This is a genomic window from Mesorhizobium sp. M4B.F.Ca.ET.143.01.1.1 (assembly GCF_004792275.1).
GTDB lineage: Bacteria > Pseudomonadota > Alphaproteobacteria > Rhizobiales > Rhizobiaceae > Mesorhizobium > Mesorhizobium abyssinicae.
This window is the reverse complement of sequence record NZ_SRSR01000008.1, coordinates 136,143-160,388: the sequence shown is the minus strand read 5'-3', so window position 1 is coordinate 160,388 and position 24,246 is coordinate 136,143. Positions and strand designations below refer to the sequence as shown.

The following is a 24,246-nucleotide window of genomic DNA, read 5'->3' as shown; positions in this document are numbered from 1 at the left end:
GTTCTTTCCATCCTATGCCAGCGCTTCGGCCGCGAAGGGCCCGGGCGCCGCCACAAGGCCGCGCAGCTTGTCGACGAAGGCGCGGCAGTCGCTGCGGTCGTAGCTCCAGGTCCTCGGATTGCGGGCCAGCACGCGGGTCTTGAGCTTGCCGAAGCGTTCCTGCTCCATCCGTCCGAGCGCCGTTTCGAGCCCTTCGGGCGTGGCCTCGGACAAGAGGACGCCGATGTCCTGCTGGTTGAGGAAACGGCCGGTTTCGGTGTGGCCCATCGAGATCGGCACGGCGCCGAAGCGGCAGCCCTCGTAAAGGCGGTTGGGCAGCAGCCATTCGGAGTTCTGCCCGGCTTCGAAGAAGTCGATGGCCCAGGAAAAATGCACGTCGCCATAGATCGCCGCCATGTCCTCCGGGTTGCGGTAGGGTCCGCGAAAGGAGAGCCAGGGCTCGGCCTCGACGAAAGCGTGGAAATCGGGAAATTCGGAGAGCGCCGGACGGCCGCGCAGGACGACCTCGAAACGTCCTTCGAGACGCCGGGTGAACTCAGCCAGCAGCTCCAGCGAGCGGCGGCAGCGCAGGGCGCCGAACCAGCCGATGCGCCAAGGGGGTGCGGCGGGATTCTGCGCCTTCAATCGTTCATCAACGGCCACGGACGCGGTGTCGAAATATTTGTTCTCGACCAGTTCGACGGGCGCGGCGACCTGACCGAACGGCTTGAAATAATTGGCGATGAAGGCCGGAGACGAGGTCACGAGGAGCTTAACGTCGCGGGCGAGATAACGTTCCGCGCCGCGCAGCGCCTTGCCGACCAGATCGTCGCGCAGCACCAGGCGATGGATGTCGAGGCATTCGTAGACGAGCGGAACCCTGGCGCCGAGCGCGGCCTTGGCGCGGCGGGCAAGCGCCAGCATTTCGAGGTTGCGCGCAATGATGAGGTCGGGCCTCGGCATCGCCGCCAGCTTAGCGCCGATCCCGAACGCCGCTTTGGCGACCGCCGCCAGACGCTGGCCGAATCGGCCGTCGCGCGTCGCGCCGAGATCGATCGGGCGCAATCCTTCGATGTCGGCAACCGGGCTGGTGGTGCGGCGGAAACCCGCCAGCGTCACCTTGGCGCCGCCTGCCCTGAGCATTGTGATCCGCCGGCGAACCGCCGGGTCGGATACGTCATGCACAAGGTACAAGACATGCAGCATGAAACTCGACCGCTGTTGGCCCACCCACGGCGAAGTTAGTACAGCTCTTGCTGCATCGCAACATTTTTGGTGCAGTGTAGCAAGAAAGCGAGCATTTTTGTTGCGCTGCAAAAAACATCCGTTAATCTTGGCTGTGCTCGAGCGCCAGCCAACCGTTGGCCCTATGCCGCGCTTGGACGGCTACACGGATGCCGACCAGATCCAGCTGCCTGACCGTAGAACCAACTCACGAATGGGGTGATACGATGAACATCGTCGTTGAAAACACAGTCTGCCTGAATACCGGGGATGCAGCAATTCTGCTGGCGATCCGCCATATCCTCAAGGCAGTTGTCGGCGACGAACCGCGGTTCTTCGTCTTCGACAGCCAGCCTGAAGTCGCCGCAAAACTCTACCCGAAGAAGGATTACCCGGATCTCGAATTTCACAAGCTGCTGTCGGAAACCATGTTCCGTTACAGCTACGGCAGCGGGCTGAAACACCGGCTAAAACCGCATTATAACCGGCTCGTTCTTCAGGTTTTGCAGCGTTTCGGCACCGAAAGCTTCATCAGCCGCATCTTGTTCGGCGAAAGCGCCCGCCGCAGCCTCGAGATCTATCGGAACGCCGGTCTCGTGGTCACGACAGGCGGCACCTATCTGGTCGAGAATTACAATCTCGAAAGGCGCCTGAACCAATTCCGTGTCGATGCGATCCTCGGTAAGGATCCGGTTTTCTTCACGCAATCCCTCGGTCCGTTCAACAAAAGTTACAATCGACAGGAACTGGGCCCGATCTTCGACCGGAGCCCGCTCATCCTGCTTCGCGACGAGCGCTCCAGAAACCACATACTGGACATGGTGAAGGAGCCCGGTAAGTGCCACGTTGTGGCCGATGCCGTCTTTGCGCTCGCCGATACAGACAGGATCGGGAAACGGCTGGCTTCCGCCCAACCGCCGGTGGAAACGGGCCGCGTCGCCATCTCCGTCCGCCACTGGAACTATGTCAATGACGGTGAAGGCGGCATGCGCCGCTATCTCGATTCGGTGCGCGAAATCGCAACCATCCTCGTCAGGGATCACGGCAAGGAAGTGACCTTCGTCTCCACGTGCCAGGGCGTGCCGGAATACGCGCATGACGATTCCAAGACGGCGCGCGCAATCGTAGCCGAGCTTGATCCGGAGATCGCCAAGCATGTCAGCGTGGACGCTTCGTTCCACACCCCGGACCAGTTGATGGCGCTGGTGAAAGGCTTCGACTTCGTCGTCGCGACGCGCATGCACATGATGATCATGTCGCTTTGCGTCGGCACGCCGGTGCTGCCGATCGCCTATGAATTCAAGACCAAGGAAGTCGCCAAGCGCGTCGGTGTCGCAGACCTGTTGCTCGACATCGACACGGTGACGCCGCAGGAGGCAGCCGAAAAGCTCGGCAGGTTTGCCGCCAACCTCGACCAGTATCGCCGTACCAGCCTGCAGGCCGTGCTTGAAGAGCATGCTTCGGCAATGTCGGCCACAGGCTTGCTGAAGCCACTTATTCCAGGTGCTTCAGCGGATGTTGCGCGCGATGTTGGGAAGGGTGGCGGAAAGCATCCTGCGCGATTGGGGAAGGATCAGCATCAGGACGAGGGCAAGCCCGTAGTTGAGGCATAGCGCCAGGGCCACGGCGAGAAGGTCTGACTGGCCCGTGAGCGACGCCGGCAGCCCCAGATAGGCCAGCCAGGCGAGCAGGGACGAGACGATGAAGAGCCCCTGCATGATCAGGAAATCGCCGGCAGTCACCGGGCCGACACGGTGGACCAGCACGGCAAGCACCGGAACGCGCAGCACGTAGCCGCTGATCGCGTAGGCGGCCGCGACGCCGACAGCGCCCCAATGCAGGCCGACGATGAAGGAGGCGACCGTCGTCAGCGACGAGTAGATGCCCCAATGAAACATGGTCTTGGTCTTGCCTTGGCAGATGAATATCCACCCCGTCGTGCTTGAGATGGACTGCGTCAGGCTGGCGATGCCGAGCCAGGCAAAAATAGGCGCCACGGCGGTCCAGCGCGGCCCGAAAAGGAGCGCGACCACCTGATCCGAGGTCAGCGTCAGCGCTGCGATACCAGGCATGGTTACGGCCGCCAGCATCCAGTTGGTTCGCACGTAAAGGTCGCGAAACCGCGCCTTGTCCTCGTGAATTCGGCTGAGCAGAGGCACCATCACGCGCGTCAGCGGCTGGGTGATGTTCTGCAATGGAAACAACAGCAGCTTGTAAGCGCGGTCGTAATAGCCGAGCTCAATTGCACCGGAATATTTTCCGATGAGGATGTTGTCGAGATTGCGCGAGAAAAAGTTGACGAGGTTGAAGCCGGTCAGATTGGCGCCGAACGACAATATGTCGCCGTCGACCTTCAGGTCCGGCCGCGACGGCGTCCAACGGACCACCAGCCATGCTGCCGCCAGCGCAACGACTGCCGCGACAGCCGGCCCCAACACCAGCGACCAGTAGCCCATTCCCGCCCAGGCCGCGAGCGCGGCGGCGAGAAGTCCGGCAGCGGCGGTTACGACATCGTTGAGCGCCAGCTGGCCGAATTGCAGGTGGCGGTTCATCAGCGCCAGCGGCACCGCGGCAATACTGCCAAGCAGCAGCGGCAGAGCAGAGGCAAGTGTGATGCCGAGCATGCGCTGATCGCCGTAGAAGGCGGCAATGGCCGGCGCGAGGGCTGCAACCACCACGGAACTGCCCAATCCGACAAGCGCGCTGACCCAGAATACCTGATTGAGCTGTCGGTCGCTAATGTCCTTGCGCTGGACCAGCGCCTGCTGCAGGCCAAGGTTTTGCAGCAATCCGACAAAGGCAACGATCGGTCCGACGGACGCCACCAGGCCGAAGTCCTCGGGCACAAGAAGTCGGGCGAGGATGATGACCGAGATGAACTGGATCACCATCTTGAAGCCTTGCGAGCCGGCCGTGACCAGCCCGCCTCGCAGGGCGACGCGGCCGAACTGAGGAGGCGGGTTGGCATTCATACGGGCGATCTCATCTTACAAAGCTGCGTTGCCATCTGGGCGAACCGCTCGTTGAGCATGTCCGCATTGAAATCCGCCTCGATCTTCTTTCGCGCAGCGAGCGCGATAGGCTCACACAGCTTTGGGTTCTCGGCGATCCAGGAGAGTTTGCCGGTCAGCGCCGCGACGTCCCGCTCGGGCGCGAGAAAACCTGTCTTCTGGTCCTCGATCAGCTCGGGAATGCCCGAATGATAAGTGCTGACCACGGTCAAGCCGGCGGCCATGGCCTCCATCAGGGCAACCGGTATGCCCTCGAGATCGCCATCGCGCGCGCCGACGCTTGGCAGAACAAACACGTGGGCATCGCGCAGGCGCTGCTTGACCTCGGCATGCGGGCGTGGGCCGAGGAAAGTCACCCTGTCGGCGATGCCGAGATCGGCGGCAAGGCGCTTCAGCTCTTCCAGCAGTTCGCCGCCGCCGATCACCGAATAGATCCAGTCGCGGCGCGGCAGGGCGGCAAGCGCACGAAGCGCATACTCGATGCCCTTCTTCTCGGTCAGACGGCAGACAGAGATGAATGACAGCGTGTCCCGCTCCCAGGACCGCCACCGGTACTCTATCTCGCCAGGCCGCACGCCCATATGGTGCACCACGACCTTCGCTGGCGGTGCCCCGACATCGATCAGGGCGTTGCTGAAAAAGGCATTCACCGGCATTTGGAGAACGCCTTCTTCGAAGACGGTCTTGTAGCGTGCAAGCGTATTGTCATGCATCGGCCCGCCGACATCATTGCCATGGAATATCGTCACCAGCGGTGCGGAAATCCTGCCCCGCTTGATGACGCGGGCGACGCGCAGGCCGTTGGTGCCGAAATGCGCAACGATGACGTCGGCCTTCCGCAATTTGTGCGCGTTGACGAGATCGAGGGCGGTCGAGAGCTTGTCCCACAGCCTGCCTGACCATTTCCTGAGGAGCGGTCGATAGCGGCCGAGGCTACCCCACCAGCACACGACCTTGCCGGGCAGCGCCTGCCAGCGCCGATCGTCGATATTGTGTTCCTTGCCGAAGGTCGTCTCGTTGCAGACGACGCCGACTTCCATGCCGTGTTCAAGGCATCCGGCTATCTGGTCGAGGACGAAAGTCTCGGACAATGAAGGAAACTTGTCCACCACGAAGCAAATCTTCATCGGCAGGATGCGCTCGCGCGGATATCGACCAGGCGCCCCGTTCCGCACGACCACGCGATGGGTCGGACAGGACGTGCGCAAACCTTGCGGGATGGCTGTAGGACATCATCTTCGAACGCGCCGGGAGCCGGTGTGCTCTCAATGACAGCCGGGCCGGAAACGTCGTGCCCGAGGCACAAGACATGCAGCATGAAACTCGACCGCTGTTAGGCCCACCCGCGGGCGACGTTAGTACAGGTCTTGTTGCACTGCAACATTTTTGCTGCAGCGTAGCAACATTTCCCGCAATTTCACGCCGCCGTTGAATCAATCACTGAGGCGCAGTGTCAGCCGGCAGGCTGCCCGTAAGGACCTTGGCAAAGCTGATTTGCCTGGTGGATTCATTTGCTGACCCTAGCGCGGCCAGTTGGGTAACGATCCGCGCAAAACGTTCATTCAGCTCATCTGCGTTGAACTCTTCCTCGACCTTGCGACGAGCGGCAAGTGCAACAGCTTCGCATTCCTTCGGGTGTTCGGCGACCCAGGCAAGTTTGCCGGCAAGCGTCGAAACATCCCGCTCGGGTGCGAGAAATCCTGTCTCCAGGTCCTGGATCAGCTCAGGGATCCCCGAGTGAACCGTGCTGACCGCAATCAGCCCGGCGGCCATGGCTTCCATAAGCGCGACCGGGATGCCCTCCATGTCCCCGTTGCTGGCGGTGACACTCGGCAGCAAAAAGAGATGCGCCGCGCGAAGCCGTCGTTTCACCTCCATGTGGGGAAGACTGCCAAGGAATGTTACGCGTCCCGTCAACCCCAGCTCCGCGGCCAGCCTCTCCAAATCCATCCGCAGTGGACCGTCCCCGATAATATCGTAGCGCCAGTCTATCTGCGGATGGGAGGCCGCGAGTGCGGCCAAGGCACGCAAGGCGAACTCGACGCCCTTCTTCTCCACCAGGCGGCAAACCGTTGTCACGATCAGCGGGGTGCCCTCCCACGATTCCCAGCGGTAGCTGATCTCGCGGGCATCGATTCCCATGTGGTGGACCGTAGTGCTCGCCGGGGACATGCCGGCTTCGAGAAGAAGCCCGCGGAAGAAATCGTTGACCGTCAGGTTCAAGGTCCCATGCTTGATGAGCCCAGCATATTGTGTTGCAAGCACTGCCTGCCGCGACGGGATGGCGACATCTGCGCCGTGAAAGATGGTTATGACCGGCGGCTTGAGGAACTTCCATTTCTTCAGCGCAGCAGCTCTCTCGCCGTTCTGTCCGAAGTGAGCGACAATCACGTCACAGCGGTTCAGGCGGCGCGCAAAAACCATATCAAGAGCGGTCGAAACCTTGTATCGCAGGCCCGGCGGCAGCCGCCGTACGAATTCGCGGATTCCAGCGGCCCAACTCCACCAATGCCGGGTTCTGGCCAGCAGCGTCGCCATCGGCTCGCTTTGCCGGTCTATTCGGTCGTCACCTTTCATCCTGTCGCACACGACCTCGACCTCGAAGCCGCGCTCCAGCAGCCCAGCCATCTGGTCCGCAACGAAAGTTTCCGAGAGAAGTGGGAATTCGCCCACGACAAAGCCCACGCGCATCGCCCGCCTGCAAGGTTGGGACTTGGCCAGACCCCCAAGCGGTCCGCGTCGCGCAAGCCCTAATGTAGACGGACAGAATACACGTTGATTGCTGCGATGCCACAAGAATATTGCACTGCAACATCACAAACGAGATAGCCAGGCAATGCCTGGAACCGGGGGCATGAGGCCTTGCGCAACAGCCCGCGCCCGCGGCGCTAGCGAGGCCTATCTGCGAGCGCGGATCCGGCTAGTGCATGTCGCCCCCAGGACGGGTTTCAGGCGGCACGCTCCAGCCCGCTTCGCCTGGCATTGTCGAGGACATTAAGGAATGTCGCGAACTGTTTGTCCGGATTCATCTGCGGCCGTTCTGAAAACAACAGCGCCGCTGCTGAAAGCCGGTCGTACTCGGCCTTGTCGTTCCACAATTGCCTGATCGTCGCAACCCAGTCGGCGAGCGGAGCGTCGTAGTCGAGCACGACGCCACCGGCGCCGATCGCTTCCGGCAGCCCGCCGCGCCGGGACCCGACGACAGGGATGCCGCTGCAATGGGCCTCGGATGCTACCCTGCCCCAGGCCTCTTCCCATTTGCTGGGCGCAAGCAGAATCTTCGTGCGGCCGTAGACCGTCTTCATATCGCTGGTGCGGCTTTCCAGGGTGGCGTTGCCCAGCGGAGCAATGGTTCTTTCGATCTCAGCCCGGTGGTCGTCGTCAAGCATCCAGCTCTCGACGAACAGGAACGGAATTTCAGGGCATTCGCCGGCAATGCGGACCGCCAGTTCGAATCCCTTTTCGTTGTAGGGGTTGATCATCGTCACGAACTCGCGGGTCGTCGGCGTGCTGTAAGTTCCGGGATTGATGGTGGGCGGAATCACCGTCGAATCGATGCCGAATTTTTCCTTGTAGGTGCGGGCGGTGAACTCCGAATTGGCGATGTAGAGCGCCGAGCGCAGTTCGCGCAGGTCGCCAGCCAGTTCATGGAATTCGACATTCCTCAGATAGACAACCAGCGGCACGCCCAGCGCCTGCAGTTCCCTGCCAATCGGCACCGACTTGTGGCACTGGACCACCGCGACATCGGGCTTCAACCGTTCGACCGCGAAGCCCGCCGCCTCCCAGGGGAACCATGCCCGCACCACCGGGTAACCGGGAAAGGTGTCGATGACGGCGCGCTGGCGGAGCAGTTTCATCTTGGCGCGCGCCTTGAAGCCGAACATGCCGTCGCCGAACAGCGCCGCCAGGACCGAGGCCTCATGACCGTTTTCGCGCAGCTGCTCGACCAGATGGTGCGTGCTCGACTGAACACCGCCGCTGAATTGTGGCGTGTAGCCGTTGCCGCCTGCAAACAGAACTTTCATGGACCCTGGCTCCTTGTTGTGCCGCCCTGCCCTCACGCCGCCATCCTGCCGATGCTGAAATATTCGATGCCGTAGCGGGCGATGACCTTGGGATCGTAGAGGTTGCGGCCGTCGAAGATCACCGGCGTGGTCAGCGCATCCTTCAGCGCATCGAAAGAGGGCGCGCGGAAGCTCTTCCATTCGGTGCAGATCAACAGCGCGTCGGCGCCGCGCAGCGCCGCTTCCTTGGTGCCGCACAGCAAAAGGTCGTCGCGCAGGCCGTAGATGGCCTGGCATTCCTGCATTGCCTCGGGATCGTAGGCCTGCACGTTGGCGCCGGCCTGCCAAAGCGCCTCCATCAGCGTGCGCGCGGGCGCCTCGCGCATGTCGTCGGTGTTAGGCTTGAAGGCCAGGCCCCAGAGCGCGAAGGTCTTGCCCTTGAGGTTGCCCTTGAAATAGCGGTGCACCTTGTCGAACAGCACCGACTTCTGCTCGTTGTTGCGTTCCTCGACGGCGCGCAGCAGCTTGGCGTCGAACTTGACGCCTTCGGCGGTCTTGATCAGCGCGCGCACGTCCTTTGGAAAGCACGAGCCGCCATAGCCGAGGCCGGGATAGATGAAGTGGTAGCCGATGCGCGGATCGGAGCCGATGCCTTTGCGCACCTCCTCGATGTCGGCGCCCAGTTGCTCGGCCAGGTTGGCCATCTCGTTCATGAAGCTGATCTTGGTCGCCAGCATGCAATTGGCGGCGTATTTGGTGAACTCGGCGCTGCGCACGTCCATCACGATCATCTTCTCGTGGTTGCGGTTGAACGGCGCATAGAGTTCGCGCATCACCGCCTCTGTATCCTCGCTGGACGTGCCGACGATGATGCGATCGGGCTTCATGCAGTCGGCGACGGCCGAGCCTTCCTTGAGGAATTCCGGATTGGAGGCGACGTCGAAAGCGAGATCCTCGCGTCCTCTCGCCTTAAGCGTTTCGGCGATCCGGGCCTTGATCTTCTCGCAGGTGCCGACCGGCACCGTCGACTTGCCGACGACGATCTTGGGCGCCTCCATCTCGCGGCCGATGGCCTCGGCGACGGCGAGCACATATTTGAGATCGGCCGAACCGTCCTCGCCGGGCGGGGTGCCCACGGCGATCATCTGGATCTGGCCGTGCTTGACCGCGGCGACAGCGTCGGTGGTGAAGCGGATGCGGCCGGCCGCGTGGTTCTCCTTGACGAGCGCTTCGAGCCCGGGCTCGAAGATCGGGATCAGGCCCTGGTTGAGCCGCTCGACCTTTTTCTCGTCGATGTCGACGCACACAACCTGGTGCCCGACCTCCGCCAGCACCGCGGCCTGCACGAGGCCGACATAGCCAATTCCAAAGACGGTCAAATTCATTCGGTTTTGTTCCTGTTCAGGGCCGTCTTCGGTCCGGCCGGTTCAATGTTGCCTGGCCGTGATCCCCACGGCTGTTCCTGTTTGAGCGAACCTAAGGCCTGCGCGGCAAAATCGGTTCCTGGCTTTGCCGCGTCGACCTTGGGTTCGGATGATAACCCTAGTTGCTGTTGGCGCCGCTATTTATGCCGCACGCCAGCGATTCCTTGAACTGGCATGGTTCGCCCAATGCCGTGAACGCGACGCGCTCGACCTGCATTGTGACCTTGCGGCCAGGGTCCGAAAAGGGGCCCATCCAGTTGGTCAGCTTTTCGCTGCCCCAGAGGCTGAAGAATATCTTCTGCGAATGGGTCGGCAATTCCGCGGGGTTGGTCACTTCCTGGACCAGCTTGCCGTTGACGTAGAAGCGCAAGCGCTCCTTTTCCCAGACAAAGCCGTAGTCGTTGAAGCCCTTGTCGGTGCCACCCTCGACATCGGCGAGCTTCTCGTTCTTCGGCTTGCCGGAAATGTAGGTGTTGACCTGGACCTTCGAGGTGTCCTTGGTCAGGACCTCGAAGTCGATCTCGTCCCAGGGCTGCTTGTCGGCGGGACCGATGTAGGAAAAGAAGGCGGCGTTGAGGCCGGATCCGGTGTCGGTTTTCATGCGCGCTTCGTACGTGCCGTAGCCGTAGCGCTTCTTGGTCTGGACCTCGCCGCAGGCGAATTCGCGGTCCTTCACCTGGCGCTTCTCGAAACCGAGCGTCAGCACGCCGTCGGAAAGCTCGACCAGGCTCTTCGACCAGGTGCAATTCTGGTGGGGGCCGTTCGACCAGCCGTCGGAAACATACCAGCGCGAATGATCGAAACTGGTGAAATCATCGACGAATGACGGCGCGCTCTGCACGTCCTGCGCATGCGACGGATGCGGGGCTGCGACCAGGCTTGCGGCAACGGCCAGAAGAAGCGCGCCTGCCGAGCAGAACCGCCGCAGGGCCGCTTGCCGTTGTGACGGCATGGCATCGGCCGCGACGATGGGGGTAGTCTTCGGATATGCGTTCATACCAACTCACCTTTGTGCTGTCCGCCCCAACCCAAAAGTCACCAAATGGCCCGCCCGCGCGAGCCGCTTGAACCTCCGCCCCTAGAACTCCTTAACTGTGCCTCGTACCAAACCTGTGCCTGCGGCCCCGTGCTCGCGCCGTCAGCGTCCGCCTGCCGACTTGACGAAACCGGTCCGCGAATCGCGACCTTGCGCACTCTCGTCGACAATCGCGTCGATCGAATGACGCAGTTCCTTCATCACGCCGTTCTGGCGGGCAAGCTCGGCAATGCGCCGCTCGCAATTCAGGATCGACTTCGTCAATTCGCTGACTTCCGACGACTTGCCTGTCGACGCCGAACCGTTCTCCATCGCCTCGACCAGGAAAGCGGCATTCGTCGCCTTCGTCCGGTAGCGATTCTCAAGCCCGGTCTTCTCCGCCTCGATCTCGCCGGCGATCTGATCGAGCAGCCTTGCCAGACGATCGAAGCGCTGGAGATCGGTCTGCCGGTCCCGGGCCGGATCCCTGGATCTGAAGCCGAATATCGAAGCCATCCGGTTGGCCTTCCAAAATTGCTGCACCGCAACATACACTGCCATTCCGAGGACGAGTAAGCAACCTCGGAGTTTGGCAATGGCGATTTTTTCGCGTTTTGGCCCACCGCGGCGCTGCGGTCCGGCTTACTTTTCAACAGCTTGCGCGTTGGCGGCCATGAGGAAGCGCATCGGCGGCACCGGCCGCTTGGGGGCAAGGCCGGTCTGGCGAAACAGCGCCTCGAACTTGTCGGCGGCAACGCCCAGGACGATGGGCAAGAGGTTCGACTGGCTGGCCAGCGCGTAGGCGGCGGCCGATGCCAGACCGCGCTCGGCCTTCACGTCGAGGAAATTGCGCAGCCGGTATTTGTCGCGCACGTGACGCTCGTGCTTTCTCAGCGCCGCCTTGGACGTTTCCGGCAGGCTGTCGATCGCAAGCAGCGCCAGGTCCGCATCGGCCAGGCGCTTCAGATCCTGCGTCTTGTGGCGACCGCTGAGCGAATCGGCGCGCACGATGGCGCCGTAGCCGCAGGACCTGATGACCTTGAAGCGCGCGCCGCAGGCGACCGCCCGGGCATAGAGCTCATAGTCCTCGCCGAGGCGCAGCTTCTCGTCGTAACGCAGCCCGTGGCGATCGAGGAAGGCCCGGCTGATGACGGGCTTCAGGAAGCCAAGTTCGCCGCGCTGCACGCGGCGCCTGGAGATGTTGCCTTCGACGAAGCGCTCGAAGTCGAGGAACTCCGGATCGGCCGAAAAGGGCGGGGCGACGACCTTGGAGACGTCGGTGGCCGTATCGTCCCTGATCAGCATGATGTTGTCGGCGGCGAAATCCCAGTCGGCGCTGGCGAACAGCCTGCGAAAGCGGCCCTCGAGGAAGAAATCGTCGGCGTCGAGAATGCTGATGAACGGCGCGCTGGAGCCGGCAATCGCGGCGTTGCGGGCAAAGGACGGACCACGGTTGACGTCGAGACGCATGACCTTGAGCCTGTCGCTGCCGTCATCGGCGGCGCGCGCGACCTCGGCGGTGTCGTCGGTGGACGCGTCGTCGACGACGACGACTTCGGCCACCTCCGGTTCGCGCAGCGCCGAAGCGATGGCGGCCGGGATGGTCCGGGCGGCGTTGCGGGCGGCGATGATCACGCAAACCCGGGACATTGTGCTGGACATCAATTCACCTCTCGATTGAACGAGTTCTTCCAAATTTGCTGCCCCTTGATGCCCAAGACGTTCGTCACCGGCTGCCCGCCTCGCCGACTGCCGGCCGTTCGAAAATGCGCCGGCTGAGATCGGCCGAGGCTGCCCAGCCGGCTCGGCCAGATAGCGCACCGGCGCGCGGCCGCACAATTCCCAAAGCACCGTGCGGCGCTGCGGCCAGCGCAACGACGACAGCCAGGGCGCGATCACCATGTGGAGCAGGTCGGCATTGTCGATGCGCGACAAGATCCGCGTGGCGCGCTCCGACAGCAGCGTGCCCGCTCCACCAAGCAGCACGTCGGCGGCGCGAAGGCCAAGCAGCAGCGTGTCCGCCAGCCCCTGCTCGATTGCGTAGTCGAGCACGTCCCGCTGCTCGGCCTCGCTCAGGCGACCGGCGCTCGCCCTGACGTCGCAGACATAGCCGGCGCAGGGTTCGCGGTTGAAGAACGCCTTGGCGACGCTGATGCAGGACAACAGCAATGTGTCGGAAGCCGAGATGAAGGGCACATGAGCGCCGGCGATCCCGACCTCGCGCTTGCGCCGCAGGAAACCATCGGTGTCGCGGGGGCTTGGCGAGCCGGGCTGCTGCAGCCGGTAATGGAGGTCGACGGTGGACGCCTTAGCGTCACCGCCGCGGATCATGTGCTGCTCGCCGAGAAAGCGCAGCCACCACAGCGAGCGCGACTGGCCGGCGACCTCGTAGCCGATCGCGCGCAGCGCCTCGCGCGCCTTGGCGAAGCCCGCCTGCGAGACGAGGATGTCGACATCGCCCGACGGCTTCATGAAGTGATCGCCATAAAGCAGTTGCTGCTGGAACGGTCCCTTCAGGAACACGAAATCGATCTGCCGGTCGCGCAGCACCTGGTGGATGGCCAGCGAATCCATGATGCCGGACGAGTTCATCGAGACCGTGCGGCGGCGGTAGGTGTCGAGCCAGCCAAGCAGTTCGGACGGCCCCTCGCCGGCCCCGGCACGGGACAAGGCCTTGAGGACGAAGATCGCGACCTTGTTCAGCCTGGCGATGTCGGCAACCGTGGCGATGGAGATGGACGGCGCCGACGCCCCGCCTGCCACCGCGCCCATGGCGGGTGAGAAGAACAGCCTCAGGCAGGCCTGCACATAGGCGACCTCATCGGCGCAGTCGGCGGCGCGCAGCCTTTGGTAAGCACTTTCCTGCACGGCCATTCCCGACAAGGTCCTCGCAAAAATCCGCCCGACGCGTTATATTGCACCTGCGAAGAAAAGCATCGCTAAAATCATCGCCGCCGTCCAGCTTTTCCTCCGGCGGAGCGGCTGGCTGCAACTGTAGCGTTTACACGCCATCGCACGGCGGCGACCCGGCTGACGGTCCGGCCCAGGGTCCGGGACCGGCAGGAGTTCGGCACCTCGCGCACAAAATTCTACATGCCTACAATGCAGGCATGTGAGTCAAAAAATTTATCATAATTAAATCATATGCTTAAATAGGCGTCACGGACGCGTCGTTGAATTCCCTTATGAGGTGAGGCCAGGATGGTGCCTGCGAAAGGTTTGATCACCAACCAAGGCAAGCGCAACCAAGAATTGATTAATGGTTGGTAAATCAGGCTTGACTCATTTAGGGTGCCATGCAGCTATTGCGATGCAGCATAGAAATGTGCTGCCGGCACTCGACAGGCCGTTTCCAGTCCTATCGGAGAGTAAAATGGAACAGAATGTTGAAAAGCAAGAGTACGAGACGCCAAGCCTGACGGTTCACGGTTCGATCGAAACGATCACGCAAGGCGGCTCGGGTACGACGGCGCTCGACGCGGCATTCCCCGCGCACACGCCTTTCGACCAGCTTACGTTCTCTTGAGCTTGACTGTGTTCCGGGGCGAAGAAGTTGGGGCTCCGAATACATCTTCTCGGAGAGCCGGGGGATCCATTCCCCCGGCTTTCTGCCCGGAGCCAGAACTGTCCCGGTGAACCGGGAAGAGACCTCGGCTTCTGTTCGACCATGGCCTCTCCTGGACGGATCGGCTGAGATCCATCGATCCTGTCCCGGAACTGACGAAGCGTAGCGTTTTGTAGGGAGGTTTAGGATGACCTGGGATCCGGCGGATCAAGACCGCGTAACCGCCACCAGCGATGCCGTGGCTTGTGAATTCGGCAGCGGACTGGCGTTGCTCAACCTGAAATCCAACATCTACTACAGCCTGAACAGCGTCGGCGCCTATATCTGGGAACTGATCCAGGAACCGCGGCCGATCGCCGACATCCGCACCGCGGTGCAGACGCGCTACGACGTCGATCCGGAGCGCTGCAAGGCCGATGTCGACGGGTTGTTGAAAGGCCTGGCCGAGGCAGGGCTTGCGAGGCTCCACCATGAGGAACTTGTCTAGGCTCCTCTCGCTGAGCGGCCCGCAGGTGCTGTTTCTGGCGCGCTGCCTGCTGGTGGTCGCCGCCGCGCGGCTGGGGCTGACGCTGTTTTCCTTCAACCGTGTCCGGAGCCTGGTGACGCGGCTCGACGCGCGCGAGGCGGCCAGCGTCGCCGATCTGAGACACATCGCCTGGGGTGTCGCTGCGGCCGCTCGCCTTGTCCCCCATGCAAGCTGCCTTACCCAGGCGCTGGCGGGCCAATACCTTCTCGCCCGCAAGGGCAAGGCCTCGAACATACGCATCGGCATCGAGCAGAACACGGGCGCCGAGCTGAAGGCGCATGCCTGGCTGATGAGCGGCAACCACATCGTGCTGGGTGGCTCGCTTGCCGGATTCGCCCATCTCGTCGACCACGGTCACTAGACGATGAGCGGCGTGGCCGGAATCCTGTCCAGGCGCAATGGCAAGCCCGCCCCCGCGGCCGACATCCAGCAGATGCTGGCGCGCATGCGGCACCGCGCCCGCGACGGCGCCTCGTGGTGGTCCGACACGATTATCACGCTTGGCCATGCCTGGCTGAACACGACGGACGAGGCAGGACCGGGCCCGCTGACGATGGCCGGCGGCAGGCTGGCGATCACCGCCGACTGCCGGCTGGACAACCGCGACGAATTGCTGGCCAGGCTCGGTATCCGGGACAGGTCGGTCGCCGACGCCACGCTGGTGATGCGCGCCTATCTCAACTGGGGCGAAGCCTGCCCCACCTATCTGCAAGGCGACTTCGCCCTCGCCATCTGGGACAGCGAACGCCAGGCGCTGTTTTGCGCCCGCGACCATTTCGGGGTCAAACCTTTCTACTATCATGTGAGCGACCGGCGGTTTGCCTTCGCGTCGGAGATCGGACCGCTTCTCGGCCTCGATGAGGTCGGCACCCGCCTCAGCGAGCACCAGATTTCCGGCTTTCTCGCAGGGCTGCCGGATGATCCGCAATCCACGGCTTACACCGACATCTTTCGCTTGCCGGCCCGCCACAGCCTGACGGTGACGGACAGCCAGGTGGCGCTGCGCCGCTACTGGCAGATCGAGCCGTCGCGACGGCCGCTTCGATCGGATGCCGCCGAAGAATTCCGGCACCTGTTTTCGCAATCCGTCCGCAACCGCACGCGCGGCACCGATGCGGTTGGCGCGATGCTGAGCGGCGGCCTCGATTCCTCCTCGATCGCCTGCGTGGCCGGGCTGGAGAATACGGCGCAGAGAAAGCCGAAACTGCCGACCTTCTCGCTGATCTTCGAGAAGGGATCCTCGATGGACGAAAAGCCCTTCATCGACGCGGTGCTTGGCAAGCCGAGCCTCGACGGCACGTTGATTGCCGTCGGCAACTATGCGCCGTTCGCCGAGTTCGAGCGCATCCTGGAGGAGCAGGAAGGCACCTTCCTGGCGCCCGGCCTGTCGCTGACGCGCAGCATCTACCGGACCGCGGGCGCGAAGGGCGTGAAAGTGCTGCTCGACGGTCATGGCGGCGACGAGGTGGTGTCGCAGGGCCACGGCCATCTGCACGAACTGGCCGATGCCGGCAGATGGATGGAGCTGTGGCGCGAATTGCGCGGCGCCTCCAACACCTATGGCGACGGCATGCTCGGCATGTACTTCAAATTCCTGACCGTCTACGGACCAGCCTGGCGGATCGCCAAATTGCGCGGGATGGCCAATCGCATCCTCGGCAGGCTGCGGCGCGGGCCGGCGCCGGCGCCGAGCGGCTGGGGCGGCCTGGTCAATCCGGAGCTTGCCCGGCGCACCGAGCTTGCCGAGCGGTTCCACAGGGCCGGCTACATGCCGTCCAGCGTCAGCGCCAGCGAGGCGCTGACGCATCGCTGGATCCTGTCGACGGGGCTGGTGCCGCACGCCTTCGAGGTGCTCGACAAGGCCGCCGCCAATTTCGGCATCGAGCCGCGCTATCCGTTCTGGGACAAGCCGCTGGTCGAGTTCTGCCTGGCGCTGCCGGGCGAGGAGAAGCTGAACCGAGGCTTTGGCCGCTACGTGCTGCGCCGCGCCATGGACGGCATCCTGCCGCCCGCTGTGCAGTGGCGACGCGACAAGATCGATTTCACGGCCAACCTGGTCAAGGGCATGGTCGGCAACCACCGCGACCTGCTGGACAGGGTGCTGGTGTCGGACGCCGGCCTGATTGAGCCCTATGTCAATCTGCCGGAGGTGACCGCCGCCTATGCCCGCATCCTGCGGCGGCCGGACGAGGCGGAGCCGCTGGACGTGCAATATGTCTGGCGCTCGACCTCGCTGTCGCTCTGGCTGCGTCAGGTCAAACTCGGCGGGAGCCACGCATGATGTCGTTCAACGGTTCGCTTGCGCACGATCTTCGACAGGACCCGGCCCGGCCGGCGGCCGAGAGCGGCCGGGAGCGCCGCTTCTACCGCGCCTATGGGCTGACGATCAGTTCGGAGGTGGCCTTGCCCGAGCTGGAGGCAACGGCGCCGGCAGCCGCCGACGTCGTGATCGCGGTCGGCCCGATCGACTATCCAAAACCCCGGTCCGAAGCCGGAATCGCCTTCCGCTTCGAGCCTTCGCGCCAGTATCTGGCCTGGGATGCGGTTGGCGCCTTCCTGGTCAGCGATGCCCGCCGCATCGACATCGAGCCGGCGCCCGGCATTGACGACCAGCTGATCGCCTTCCCGCTGCTGGGGCCGGTCATGGCGCTGCTGCTGCATCAGCGCGGCCTGCTCGTGCTGCACGCCAGCGCGATCGCCGTCGGCGGCAGCAGCGCGATCTTCATGGGCGACAAGGGCGCCGGCAAGTCGACCACCGCCGGCGCCATGATCAGCGCCGGACACCGGCTGCTGAGCGACGATGTCGTGGCGCTGGACCTGTCCAGGCCGGACGAACCGGTGATCGTTCCCGGCTTTCCGCAGCTGAAGCTTGCCGCCGATGCCGCCGCCGCCATCCCGATCCGGCAAGCGGAAGTGCGTCCGCAAGCGCATCCGGCGATCGACAAGGCGCAGCATCGCCTGCATGGCGAATTTGCCGGCGACGCGGTTTTGGCAACGCGGATCTACATCCTGCAGCGCGGCGACAAGGCCGCGGCCTCGCGCCTGCCCGGGCCGGGCGCCTTGTCGGCGATCATCAAATTCTCCTACATGACGCGCTTCGGCCGCGCAGCACTGGTCGGCGACTTCGCCGCCACGCATCTGCGCCAATGCGCGGCGCTCGCCAGCCAGATCGGCGTTTACCGCCTCGAAGTGCCGACCGGGTTGGAGCGCATCGGCGAGGCCGTCGCCCTGATCGAGCGCGACCTGGCGGTCGGCGACGGGTCCCGGTGAGGCGAGCCATGGCTTCGATCCTTCGCCTGTCGCTGTTTCGGGATATCGCCGGCTTCGGCGCCGTCATGGCCCGCATCGGCGGGCGGCGGACATGGATCGCGCTCGCCTTCCTCGTCCTCGGCAGCCTGACCGAAGGCGTCTCGATCCTGCTGCTCATCCCGCTGCTGCATCTGATCGGCAAATCCGACCAGGATTTCGCCATCAGGCTGCCCGACAATGCATTGCTGCACTGGCTGGCGCCTGGCGGGACGCTTGGGCTGGCGACGGTGCTTTGCCTGCTCGTCGGCCTTGTCGCGCTGCAGGCGGGCTTCAACCGCTTCAAATCCGTTTACATGGCGCGGCTGCTCTACGACTTCGTCAACCGACTGCGCATGGATCTGTTCGAGGCCATCGGCAGGGCGCGCTGGGGCATCTTCGCGCGCACGCGCAGCTCCGATCTCGACCACGCGCTGACCGGCGACATCGACCGCGTGCAGGCCGCCGCCTTCTCGCTGCTGATGCTGGCGCAGACCGCCGTGCTGCTGGCCGGTTATCTGGTGGTGTCGCTGTTCATATCGCCGGTGATGACCTCGTTCGCCATCGTCATCGGCGTGCTGATGTTCGTGGCGCTGCGGCCCTTCCGCTCGCGCGCGACCGCCTATGGCCGCGTGCTCACGGCCAATCGCCAGGACCAGTACCGCACGGTCTCGGAGTTCCTCGGCGGCATCAAGGTGGCCAAGAGCCTGAATGTCGAGGCGAGCTACTTCGCGCAGTTGCGCGCGACGCTGGAGAAGATGAAGGCCGACAACCTCAACTACGTGCGCAACAGCACGATCGGCACCGCTTTGTTCCAGGTGGCGAGCGTCATCGGCCTCAGCCTGTTCATCTACATCGCGCTCACCCGCTTCCACCTCTCGCTGGCCGAGATCGTCGTGCTGCTGCTGGTCTTCATGCGCATCGCCCCGCGCTTCATGGACATGCAGACGCAGGCGCAGCAGCTGCTGATCAACCTGCCGGCCTACGCCTCGATGCAAGGCCTGCAGACGCGCTTCGACGCCGAGCGCGAGCCGGCGGGAAGCCAGAGCACGCAAGGCGCGAGGCTCAGCCTCGATGTCGGGCTCAACATACGCGATGTCTCGCTCGCCTATGGCGGCCTTGCCGATGCCGTGGAGGGCAAGGCGGTCGTCAGCGGCATCACCTTCGGCCTTCCCGCCGGCAAGGTCACCGCGCTGATCGGCCCCTCGGGGTCGGGCAAGAGTACGATCGCCGACATGCTGCTTGGCCTGCTCGAACCGTCGCAAGGCAAGATCCTCGCCGACGGTGTCGAGATCGGGCCCGGAAACCGCAGGCTTTGGCGCGACCAGGTGGCCTATGTGCCGCAGGACGTGTTCCTGCTGCACGATACGATCGCGGCGAACCTCCGGCTCGCCGCGCCGCAAGCCAGCGACGCGGAGCTGTGGACGGCGCTGCGCTCCGCGCATGCCGCCGATTTCGTCGAGCGGCTGGAGGAGCGCCTGGACACCGTGGTCGGCGACCGCGGCATCCGGCTCTCCGGCGGCGAGCGCCAGCGGATCGCGCTGGCGCGGGCATTGCTGCGCAAGCCGTCGCTGCTCATCCTCGACGAGGCGACCAGCGCCCTCGACTGGCAGAATCAATCGCTGATCGCCAAATCGATCGACGGGCTGCGCGGCACGATGACGATCCTGACCATTGCACACCGGCCTTCGATGATCGCTTTCGCCGATTGGGTCGTGGCCATCGAGAACGGCCACATCGTCGAGGTCGGGCAGTATCAGCGCTTGAAGGCGAAATCCGGCAGCCGGCTGTCCAGGATGCTGTCGGGCGAGCAAGCGGAACGAGAGGTAGCCGACGCCGGCTGAGGGCGCTCGGTCGGCCGTTGCTGCGGGATGCCGCATTGGAGCGGTTCAGCGTTTCATAGAATCGCCGGCCCGCTCTACTCGCTACGCAATTTTCCTGAAATTGTTCTAGCGGATGCTGCGCCTAGCGCTGAACTTCTCGCCTTCGGCAGCCTTCGGTGCGCCCAGGCTTCTTTCAGCCTCGCGCATCCTGTCGGCCGTGGTCGGCGCGCTCCTGGCAACCATGAGAAAGACCATCACAAAATAGCCGGCCTGGATAATGGCGGCGCAGATCACGGCACGCAGCACGATCGTGCCGAGCGAGGCGCCTTCGAAATAGGACCACGAGATCACGATCGCGAGGGCGAACAGCATCCCGAAGATGAATTTTGGCAGTGACATCTCCGTCGATCCATCAACCGACGCGAGCATGCAAAAGTGACGACTTACCCACCCGAGTATCTCCCCATGCGCCACGCGAGCTATTCCTGCTGCTCGCTTTCGACCGGTTGCTTCCGGCCTTCCCAACCTATCCAAACTCTAACAGGAACATTTTGCGACTCTATTAAGGCGGGGACGCGCGGGCAAGGCCAACGGCAAATAATTTCGAATGGGTTTTCGGCTTCGACTCTGCCATGCTGCGTCGCACACGCAGGCTTCACAGCCGATTGCGAAAAGCGGATTATGCTGCAGTAGAATTTACAATATTAATTAGTATTTTACTGGAATAACTTGGCCATGCGAGTGATTCGGAGGTGAGTTTAAGCGATCCCCTCTGCGACAAGGAACGATTCGCCCAAAAATGGCCTCAAAAAGGCACTACATTTCCTGGTGTTGCTCATATCTTGTCACAAACGTGCCATAAAGGTGAATTTTTGGGCAGCGCACGTTTATTATTTAGTCAATTCATGACGTGACTATTTCATCGCGATGGGAAATTGTGTGTTGCGCTGCAGCATTTTTTTGATATCGTGCCGTAAACCATTCGTTCAACGTATGGAGTTGCGGCATGAGGGATATTGCCAAGCCGGCCGATGCGGGTTTCTCGCATGCCGGCATTGATTTTCCGCCACCGATCGGCGGCCTGCTTAAGCGCAGTTTCGACATCGTCGGCTCATTGGCCGGGCTGGTGCTTCTCAGCCCGCTGTTCCTGATGGTCGCGATGCTCGTGAAGCTGTCCGACGGCGGGACTATCTTCTATGGCCACAAGCGCATCGGCCGCGGCGGCCGCATCTTCCCCTGCCTCAAGTTCCGCACCATGGTCCAGGACGGCGAGCGGGTGCTGGCCGCGCATCTTGCTGCCAATCCGGAGGCCAACGCCGAATGGATCGCGACGCGCAAGCTGAAGAACGACCCTCGCGTCACGCGTGTCGGCCAGGTGCTGAGGAAGCTCAGCCTCGACGAACTGCCGCAGATCATCAACATCCTGCAGGGCGACATGAGCCTGGTCGGGCCGCGCCCGGTCGTGCGCGACGAACTGGAGATTTATGGCAGCGCGGCGGTCTACTATTTGAAGTCGCGTCCGGGACTTACCGGGCTGTGGCAGGTCAGCGGCCGCAACGACGTGTCCTATGACAGCCGGGTTGCCTTCGATCGGCACTATGTCGAGAACTGGTCGCTGTTCGAGGACATTCGCATCATCTTCAAGACAGTGCCTGCAGTATGGATGTCACGCGGCAGCTACTGAGCCGCAAAGCCGGGCTCCGCAAGGAGCGCGGCACCTTCGATTGGGACGCCGTTTCGCATCGGATCGGGCGTCCGGCAGCAAGCTCATCGGGCGATGGGGCAAGCGGATCGGAAACGTTCAGTTGAAAACAGACATATTCGGACTCCTTCGCGACAGCCGTCTGTCGCGCCCCATGATGCCGGCGCGGCTTGCTGTCGCCGGCCTTGCGCTTCTGCTTGCCGTCCCGGCGATCGCCGGCGACTACCAGCTTGGACCGCAGGACAAGCTCAACATCCGCATCGCCGAATGGCAGACCGTGGAGGGCACCTTCCGCGACTGGTCGGCCATCAACGGAGAGTATTCGGTCGGCCCCGCCGGAACCCTGTCGGTGCCGTTCGCGGGAGAATTGCCGGCCGCCGGCAAGACCACCGCCGAAATCGCCGCGGCGATCAGCGAGACGCTGCAGCGTAAGCTTGCGCTTTCGGACAAGCCGGAAGCCTCGGTGGAAATGGTCCAGTTCCGGCCGTTCTACATTTCCGGAGAGGTGCAGAGCCCCGGGCAATTCCCGTACGTGCCGGAACTGACCGTATTGAAGGCGATCAGCGTCGCCGGCGGCATCCGCCGCAACGCGGAAAATGGCCCGCAGCAGGATCGCGACCTGATCACCGCCAAGGGCAATTTCGACATCTACGACGACCAGCGGCTTCGGCTCGTCGTCAGGCGCGCCCGCATCGACGCCGAGCTCGCCGACAAGACGACATTCGAGGCGCCGAAGGAAGTCGCCGACGATCCGAAGGTGGCGACGATCGTCGCCGACGAGATGGCGGTGCTGACCTCCGACCAGAAGAAGCTCAAGCTGAAGCTGCAGGCGCTGGACGATCTGAAGAACCTTCTGCAGAACGAGATCGAGTCGCTGCAGAAGAAGATCGTCAACCAGCAACGCCAGGTGGACCTCGCCAAGGAGCAGCTCGACAGCGTCGGCGCGCTGGCGCAGAAGGGCCTCGTCGTGCAGACGCGGGTGCTGAATTCGGAACAGACCATCGCCGACTTGCAGGGGCAGATCCTGGACTACGAGACGGCGATCCTCACTGCCAAGCAGTCGATGAGCAAGGCGACGCAGGACGCCACCGACGCCGAAAACACGCTGAGATCGAGCCTCGCTTCCGACCGGCAGCAGGTCGAAACCGACCTGAAGGAAGCAGAACTCAGGGTGGGCATGCAAAAGGGCCTGATGACCGTGGCCTCGGACCCCGCGACGCAGGCGGCCATGACCAACAGCGATCAGCCCGCGCTTCAATATGTGCTGGTTCGGGTGGTCGACGGCAAGACGAGCGAGATCGCGGCGACCGAGGAGACCCCGGTGCTGCCTGGAGACGTGATCAAGGTGAAGCTGGCGCCGATGACCAGCCAGTAATGCATGCCGCCCAAAAGCGCGCAGCGATTTTGGGACAACGACATGCATAGGAACAACACCTGAGGCGCGACGCGGCTCAGGTGTTCGACAGGCCGGACGAGTGGGGCGCCGGCAAGAGTTGAAAAGGCAGCATCGAGTGCCGCCCGGCGGGCGCAGGAGTGCCGCCGAAGAAGTCGCGCAGCGATCCGCTGATGAAGGCCACGAATGCAGCCGGCAGCCCGTCACGTCTACCTCAATCTCGACGCGTTGCGCGGTGTGGCCGCGATCTGCGTGATGCTCTACCACTTTTCACCGTTCATCGCCGACGGCAAGGTGCTGCCGTCGAGCTACCTGGCGGTCGACCTGTTCTTCCTGCTCGGCGGCTTCGTCATCGCCCACGCCTATGACCGGAAGATCGAGGCGGGGATGGGATTCGGAACCTTCCTGCTGGTGCGGCTGATCCGGCTCTATCCGCTCTACCTCGCCGGCACCTTGCTCGGCGCCTTCTACCTGCTGATCAAGAACACGCTGATGCCCGGCGACTACATGCCGATGTCCGACATCGCCATGATGCTGACGACGGGCATGCTGTTCATCCCGCTGGTCGGCAATGCCTATCACACGATCTTCCCGCTCAATCCGGCCTCATGGTCGCTGTTCTTCGAGCTGCTGGTGAACATCGCCTATGTGCTCCTGTTCTTCGCCCTGTCGAAGCGTGTGCTCTCGGCGCTCGTCGCGGGCAGCCTCGCGCTGTTGATCGTCGCCGCGATGTTTTCCGGCACGCTCGATTTCGGCATGACCGGCGCGACCATCGCCAGCGGCCTGCCGCGCGTCGCCTTTTCGTTCTTCCTGGGTGTGCTGATGTGCCGGTCGATGGCGCAGGGAGGCCTCGGTTTCCTGCGGCGCGGCTACTGGGCCGAGATGGCGCTCCTTCTGACGCTGGTGATCTTCGCCATAGCGCCGGCCGGCGGCGGCGCGCGCGCTGGCTATGATCTGATCTGCGTGGTGCTGCTGTTCCCGGTCATGGTGACGGTCGGGGCGGCGGCGCCCACCCGGCCCGGCCTGGCGAAGCTGTTTGGCTGGCTCGGGCGGATCTCCTACCCGATCTACATTATCCATACGCCGATGCTGATGATCATCGCGGGAGCGGGCAAGGCCGCCTCCATCGATCCGTTCGCCAACCATCCCTGGTTCGGCATCGCCATGGCGGGCGCCGTGATCGTCATCGCCGACGTCGCGACACGCATCTATGACGAGCCGGTGCGGCGCTTCCTGCAGCGGCTGACCCAGCGCTCGCGCGCCATCGCCTGAGTTTTTCTCAACGAGAGCAG

Annotated in this window: 20 protein-coding genes and 1 pseudogene; 10 read left to right on the top strand and 11 right to left on the bottom strand. The window is 63.3% G+C overall.

Annotated features, from left to right (window positions below):
- Positions 1-12: 12 nt before the first annotated feature.
- Positions 13-1,185 (bottom strand): glycosyltransferase, encoded by a 1,173-nt coding sequence (locus EN786_RS21085; RefSeq protein ID WP_127309332.1) that lies wholly within the window; start codon positions 1,183-1,185, stop codon positions 13-15.
- A gap of 245 nt (positions 1,186-1,430) precedes the next feature.
- Here EN786_RS21085 and EN786_RS21080 point away from each other — a divergent pair, with 245 nt between their 5' ends.
- A complete protein-coding gene (locus EN786_RS21080; RefSeq protein ID WP_127287204.1) occupies positions 1,431-2,816 on the top strand; it encodes a polysaccharide pyruvyl transferase family protein in 1,386 nt (461 codons plus the stop codon).
- Here the strand turns inward: EN786_RS21080 and EN786_RS21075 are convergent.
- From EN786_RS21075 to EN786_RS38700, 9 genes and pseudogenes are all read right to left on the bottom strand, one after another.
- A complete protein-coding gene (locus EN786_RS21075; RefSeq protein ID WP_135908818.1) occupies positions 2,712-4,175 on the bottom strand; it encodes a lipopolysaccharide biosynthesis protein in 1,464 nt (487 codons plus the stop codon). The genes EN786_RS21080 and EN786_RS21075 overlap by 105 nt on opposite strands.
- Positions 4,172-5,305, bottom strand: coding sequence for a glycosyltransferase (locus EN786_RS21070; RefSeq protein WP_246688745.1), 1,134 nt, complete (start codon positions 5,303-5,305; stop codon positions 4,172-4,174). Before EN786_RS21070 ends, EN786_RS21075 begins: the two co-directional genes overlap by 4 nt.
- Before the next feature lie 346 nt (positions 5,306-5,651).
- Positions 5,652-6,905 carry a glycosyltransferase gene (locus EN786_RS21065; protein ID WP_127311794.1) on the bottom strand — a complete coding sequence of 418 codons (1,254 nt, stop codon included), beginning with the start codon at positions 6,903-6,905 and terminating at the stop codon, positions 5,652-5,654.
- A 257-nt stretch (positions 6,906-7,162) separates the two neighbouring features.
- A complete protein-coding gene (locus EN786_RS21060) occupies positions 7,163-8,242 on the bottom strand; it encodes a glycosyltransferase (RefSeq protein WP_127286255.1) in 1,080 nt (359 codons plus the stop codon).
- Between the two features lie 32 nt (positions 8,243-8,274).
- Positions 8,275-9,606 (bottom strand): UDP-glucose/GDP-mannose dehydrogenase family protein, encoded by a 1,332-nt coding sequence (locus tag EN786_RS21055; protein WP_127286256.1) that lies wholly within the window; start codon positions 9,604-9,606, stop codon positions 8,275-8,277.
- A 157-nt stretch (positions 9,607-9,763) separates the two neighbouring features.
- Entirely contained in the window at positions 9,764-10,597 is an 834-nt protein-coding gene (locus EN786_RS21050) for a family 16 glycosylhydrolase (RefSeq protein ID WP_245478379.1), read from the bottom strand.
- Positions 10,598-10,783: 186 nt separating this feature from the next.
- The gene (locus EN786_RS21045; protein WP_127286258.1) at positions 10,784-11,176 is read right to left on the bottom strand and encodes a hypothetical protein; all 393 of its coding nucleotides are present in this window, start codon (positions 11,174-11,176) and stop codon (positions 10,784-10,786) included.
- Positions 11,177-11,302: 126 nt separating this feature from the next.
- The gene (locus tag EN786_RS21040; RefSeq protein WP_127286259.1) at positions 11,303-12,322 is read right to left on the bottom strand and encodes a glycosyltransferase family 2 protein; all 1,020 of its coding nucleotides are present in this window, start codon (positions 12,320-12,322) and stop codon (positions 11,303-11,305) included.
- A gap of 372 nt (positions 12,323-12,694) precedes the next feature.
- Positions 12,695-13,432, bottom strand: a pseudogene (locus EN786_RS38700) (nucleotidyltransferase family protein); the annotation flags it as partial.
- Between the two features lie 601 nt (positions 13,433-14,033).
- On the opposite strand from EN786_RS38700, the gene EN786_RS21030 reads away from it, so the two are divergent.
- From EN786_RS21030 to EN786_RS21005, 6 genes are all read left to right on the top strand, one after another.
- Positions 14,034-14,186, top strand: coding sequence for a lasso peptide (locus EN786_RS21030; RefSeq protein WP_126056859.1), 153 nt, complete (start codon positions 14,034-14,036; stop codon positions 14,184-14,186).
- Between the two features lie 226 nt (positions 14,187-14,412).
- The gene (locus EN786_RS21025) at positions 14,413-14,712 is read left to right on the top strand and encodes a PqqD family protein (RefSeq protein WP_127311118.1); all 300 of its coding nucleotides are present in this window, start codon (positions 14,413-14,415) and stop codon (positions 14,710-14,712) included.
- Positions 14,696-15,112: a lasso peptide biosynthesis B2 protein gene (locus EN786_RS21020; protein WP_127311117.1), complete on the top strand. Its 417-nt coding sequence runs from the start codon at positions 14,696-14,698 to the stop codon at positions 15,110-15,112. Before EN786_RS21025 ends, EN786_RS21020 begins: the two co-directional genes overlap by 17 nt.
- A 3-nt stretch (positions 15,113-15,115) precedes the next feature.
- A complete protein-coding gene (locus EN786_RS21015; RefSeq protein ID WP_135908814.1) occupies positions 15,116-17,032 on the top strand; it encodes a lasso peptide isopeptide bond-forming cyclase in 1,917 nt (638 codons plus the stop codon).
- The gene (locus EN786_RS21010) at positions 17,029-18,021 is read left to right on the top strand and encodes a serine kinase (protein WP_246688744.1); all 993 of its coding nucleotides are present in this window, start codon (positions 17,029-17,031) and stop codon (positions 18,019-18,021) included. The genes EN786_RS21015 and EN786_RS21010 overlap by 4 nt, the downstream gene beginning before the upstream one ends.
- Before the next feature lie 8 nt (positions 18,022-18,029).
- The gene (locus tag EN786_RS21005; RefSeq protein WP_127309731.1) at positions 18,030-19,880 is read left to right on the top strand and encodes an ABC transporter ATP-binding protein; all 1,851 of its coding nucleotides are present in this window, start codon (positions 18,030-18,032) and stop codon (positions 19,878-19,880) included.
- A 105-nt stretch (positions 19,881-19,985) separates the two neighbouring features.
- Here EN786_RS21005 and EN786_RS21000 read toward each other — a convergent pair whose 3' ends face one another.
- Entirely contained in the window at positions 19,986-20,288 is a 303-nt protein-coding gene (locus EN786_RS21000) for an exopolysaccharide production repressor exox (RefSeq protein WP_348642244.1), read from the bottom strand.
- A 577-nt stretch (positions 20,289-20,865) separates the two neighbouring features.
- Here EN786_RS21000 and EN786_RS20995 point away from each other — a divergent pair.
- From EN786_RS20995 to EN786_RS20985, 3 genes are all read left to right on the top strand, one after another.
- Positions 20,866-21,543, top strand: coding sequence for a sugar transferase (locus EN786_RS20995; RefSeq protein ID WP_127309729.1), 678 nt, complete (start codon positions 20,866-20,868; stop codon positions 21,541-21,543).
- A 172-nt stretch (positions 21,544-21,715) separates the two neighbouring features.
- Positions 21,716-22,936 (top strand): polysaccharide biosynthesis/export family protein, encoded by a 1,221-nt coding sequence (locus EN786_RS20990; RefSeq protein ID WP_127283227.1) that lies wholly within the window; start codon positions 21,716-21,718, stop codon positions 22,934-22,936.
- Positions 22,937-23,140: 204 nt separating this feature from the next.
- Complete coding sequence (locus EN786_RS20985) at positions 23,141-24,226, top strand: acyltransferase (RefSeq protein ID WP_135908812.1); 1,086 nt, start codon at positions 23,141-23,143, stop codon at positions 24,224-24,226.
- Positions 24,227-24,246: the final 20 nt, after the last annotated feature.

Coding starts and splice junctions, on each gene's coding strand:
- EN786_RS21085 (WP_127309332.1), bottom strand. CDS start 1,185: ATGCTGCATGTCTTGTACCTTGTGCATGACGTATCCGACCCGGCGGTT.
- EN786_RS21060 (WP_127286255.1), bottom strand. CDS start 8,242: ATGAAAGTTCTGTTTGCAGGCGGCAACGGCTACACGCCACAATTCAGC.
- EN786_RS21020 (WP_127311117.1), top strand. CDS start 14,696: ATGAGGAACTTGTCTAGGCTCCTCTCGCTGAGCGGCCCGCAGGTGCTG.
- EN786_RS21005 (WP_127309731.1), top strand. CDS start 18,030: ATGGCTTCGATCCTTCGCCTGTCGCTGTTTCGGGATATCGCCGGCTTC.
- EN786_RS21030 (WP_126056859.1), top strand. CDS start 14,034: ATGGAACAGAATGTTGAAAAGCAAGAGTACGAGACGCCAAGCCTGACG.
- EN786_RS21015 (WP_135908814.1), top strand. CDS start 15,116: ATGAGCGGCGTGGCCGGAATCCTGTCCAGGCGCAATGGCAAGCCCGCC.
- EN786_RS21055 (WP_127286256.1), bottom strand. CDS start 9,606: ATGAATTTGACCGTCTTTGGAATTGGCTATGTCGGCCTCGTGCAGGCC.
- EN786_RS21025 (WP_127311118.1), top strand. CDS start 14,413: ATGACCTGGGATCCGGCGGATCAAGACCGCGTAACCGCCACCAGCGAT.
- EN786_RS21080 (WP_127287204.1), top strand. CDS start 1,431: ATGAACATCGTCGTTGAAAACACAGTCTGCCTGAATACCGGGGATGCA.
- EN786_RS21075 (WP_135908818.1), bottom strand. CDS start 4,175: ATGAATGCCAACCCGCCTCCTCAGTTCGGCCGCGTCGCCCTGCGAGGC.
- EN786_RS20985 (WP_135908812.1), top strand. CDS start 23,141: ATGCAGCCGGCAGCCCGTCACGTCTACCTCAATCTCGACGCGTTGCGC.
- EN786_RS21000 (WP_348642244.1), bottom strand. CDS start 20,288: ATGCTCGCGTCGGTTGATGGATCGACGGAGATGTCACTGCCAAAATTC.
- EN786_RS20995 (WP_127309729.1), top strand. CDS start 20,866: ATGAGGGATATTGCCAAGCCGGCCGATGCGGGTTTCTCGCATGCCGGC.
- EN786_RS21040 (WP_127286259.1), bottom strand. CDS start 12,322: ATGTCCAGCACAATGTCCCGGGTTTGCGTGATCATCGCCGCCCGCAAC.
- EN786_RS21050 (WP_245478379.1), bottom strand. CDS start 10,597: ATGCCGTCACAACGGCAAGCGGCCCTGCGGCGGTTCTGCTCGGCAGGC.
- EN786_RS21010 (WP_246688744.1), top strand. CDS start 17,029: ATGATGTCGTTCAACGGTTCGCTTGCGCACGATCTTCGACAGGACCCG.
- EN786_RS20990 (WP_127283227.1), top strand. CDS start 21,716: ATGATGCCGGCGCGGCTTGCTGTCGCCGGCCTTGCGCTTCTGCTTGCC.
- EN786_RS21065 (WP_127311794.1), bottom strand. CDS start 6,905: ATGCGCGTGGGCTTTGTCGTGGGCGAATTCCCACTTCTCTCGGAAACT.
- EN786_RS21045 (WP_127286258.1), bottom strand. CDS start 11,176: ATGGCTTCGATATTCGGCTTCAGATCCAGGGATCCGGCCCGGGACCGG.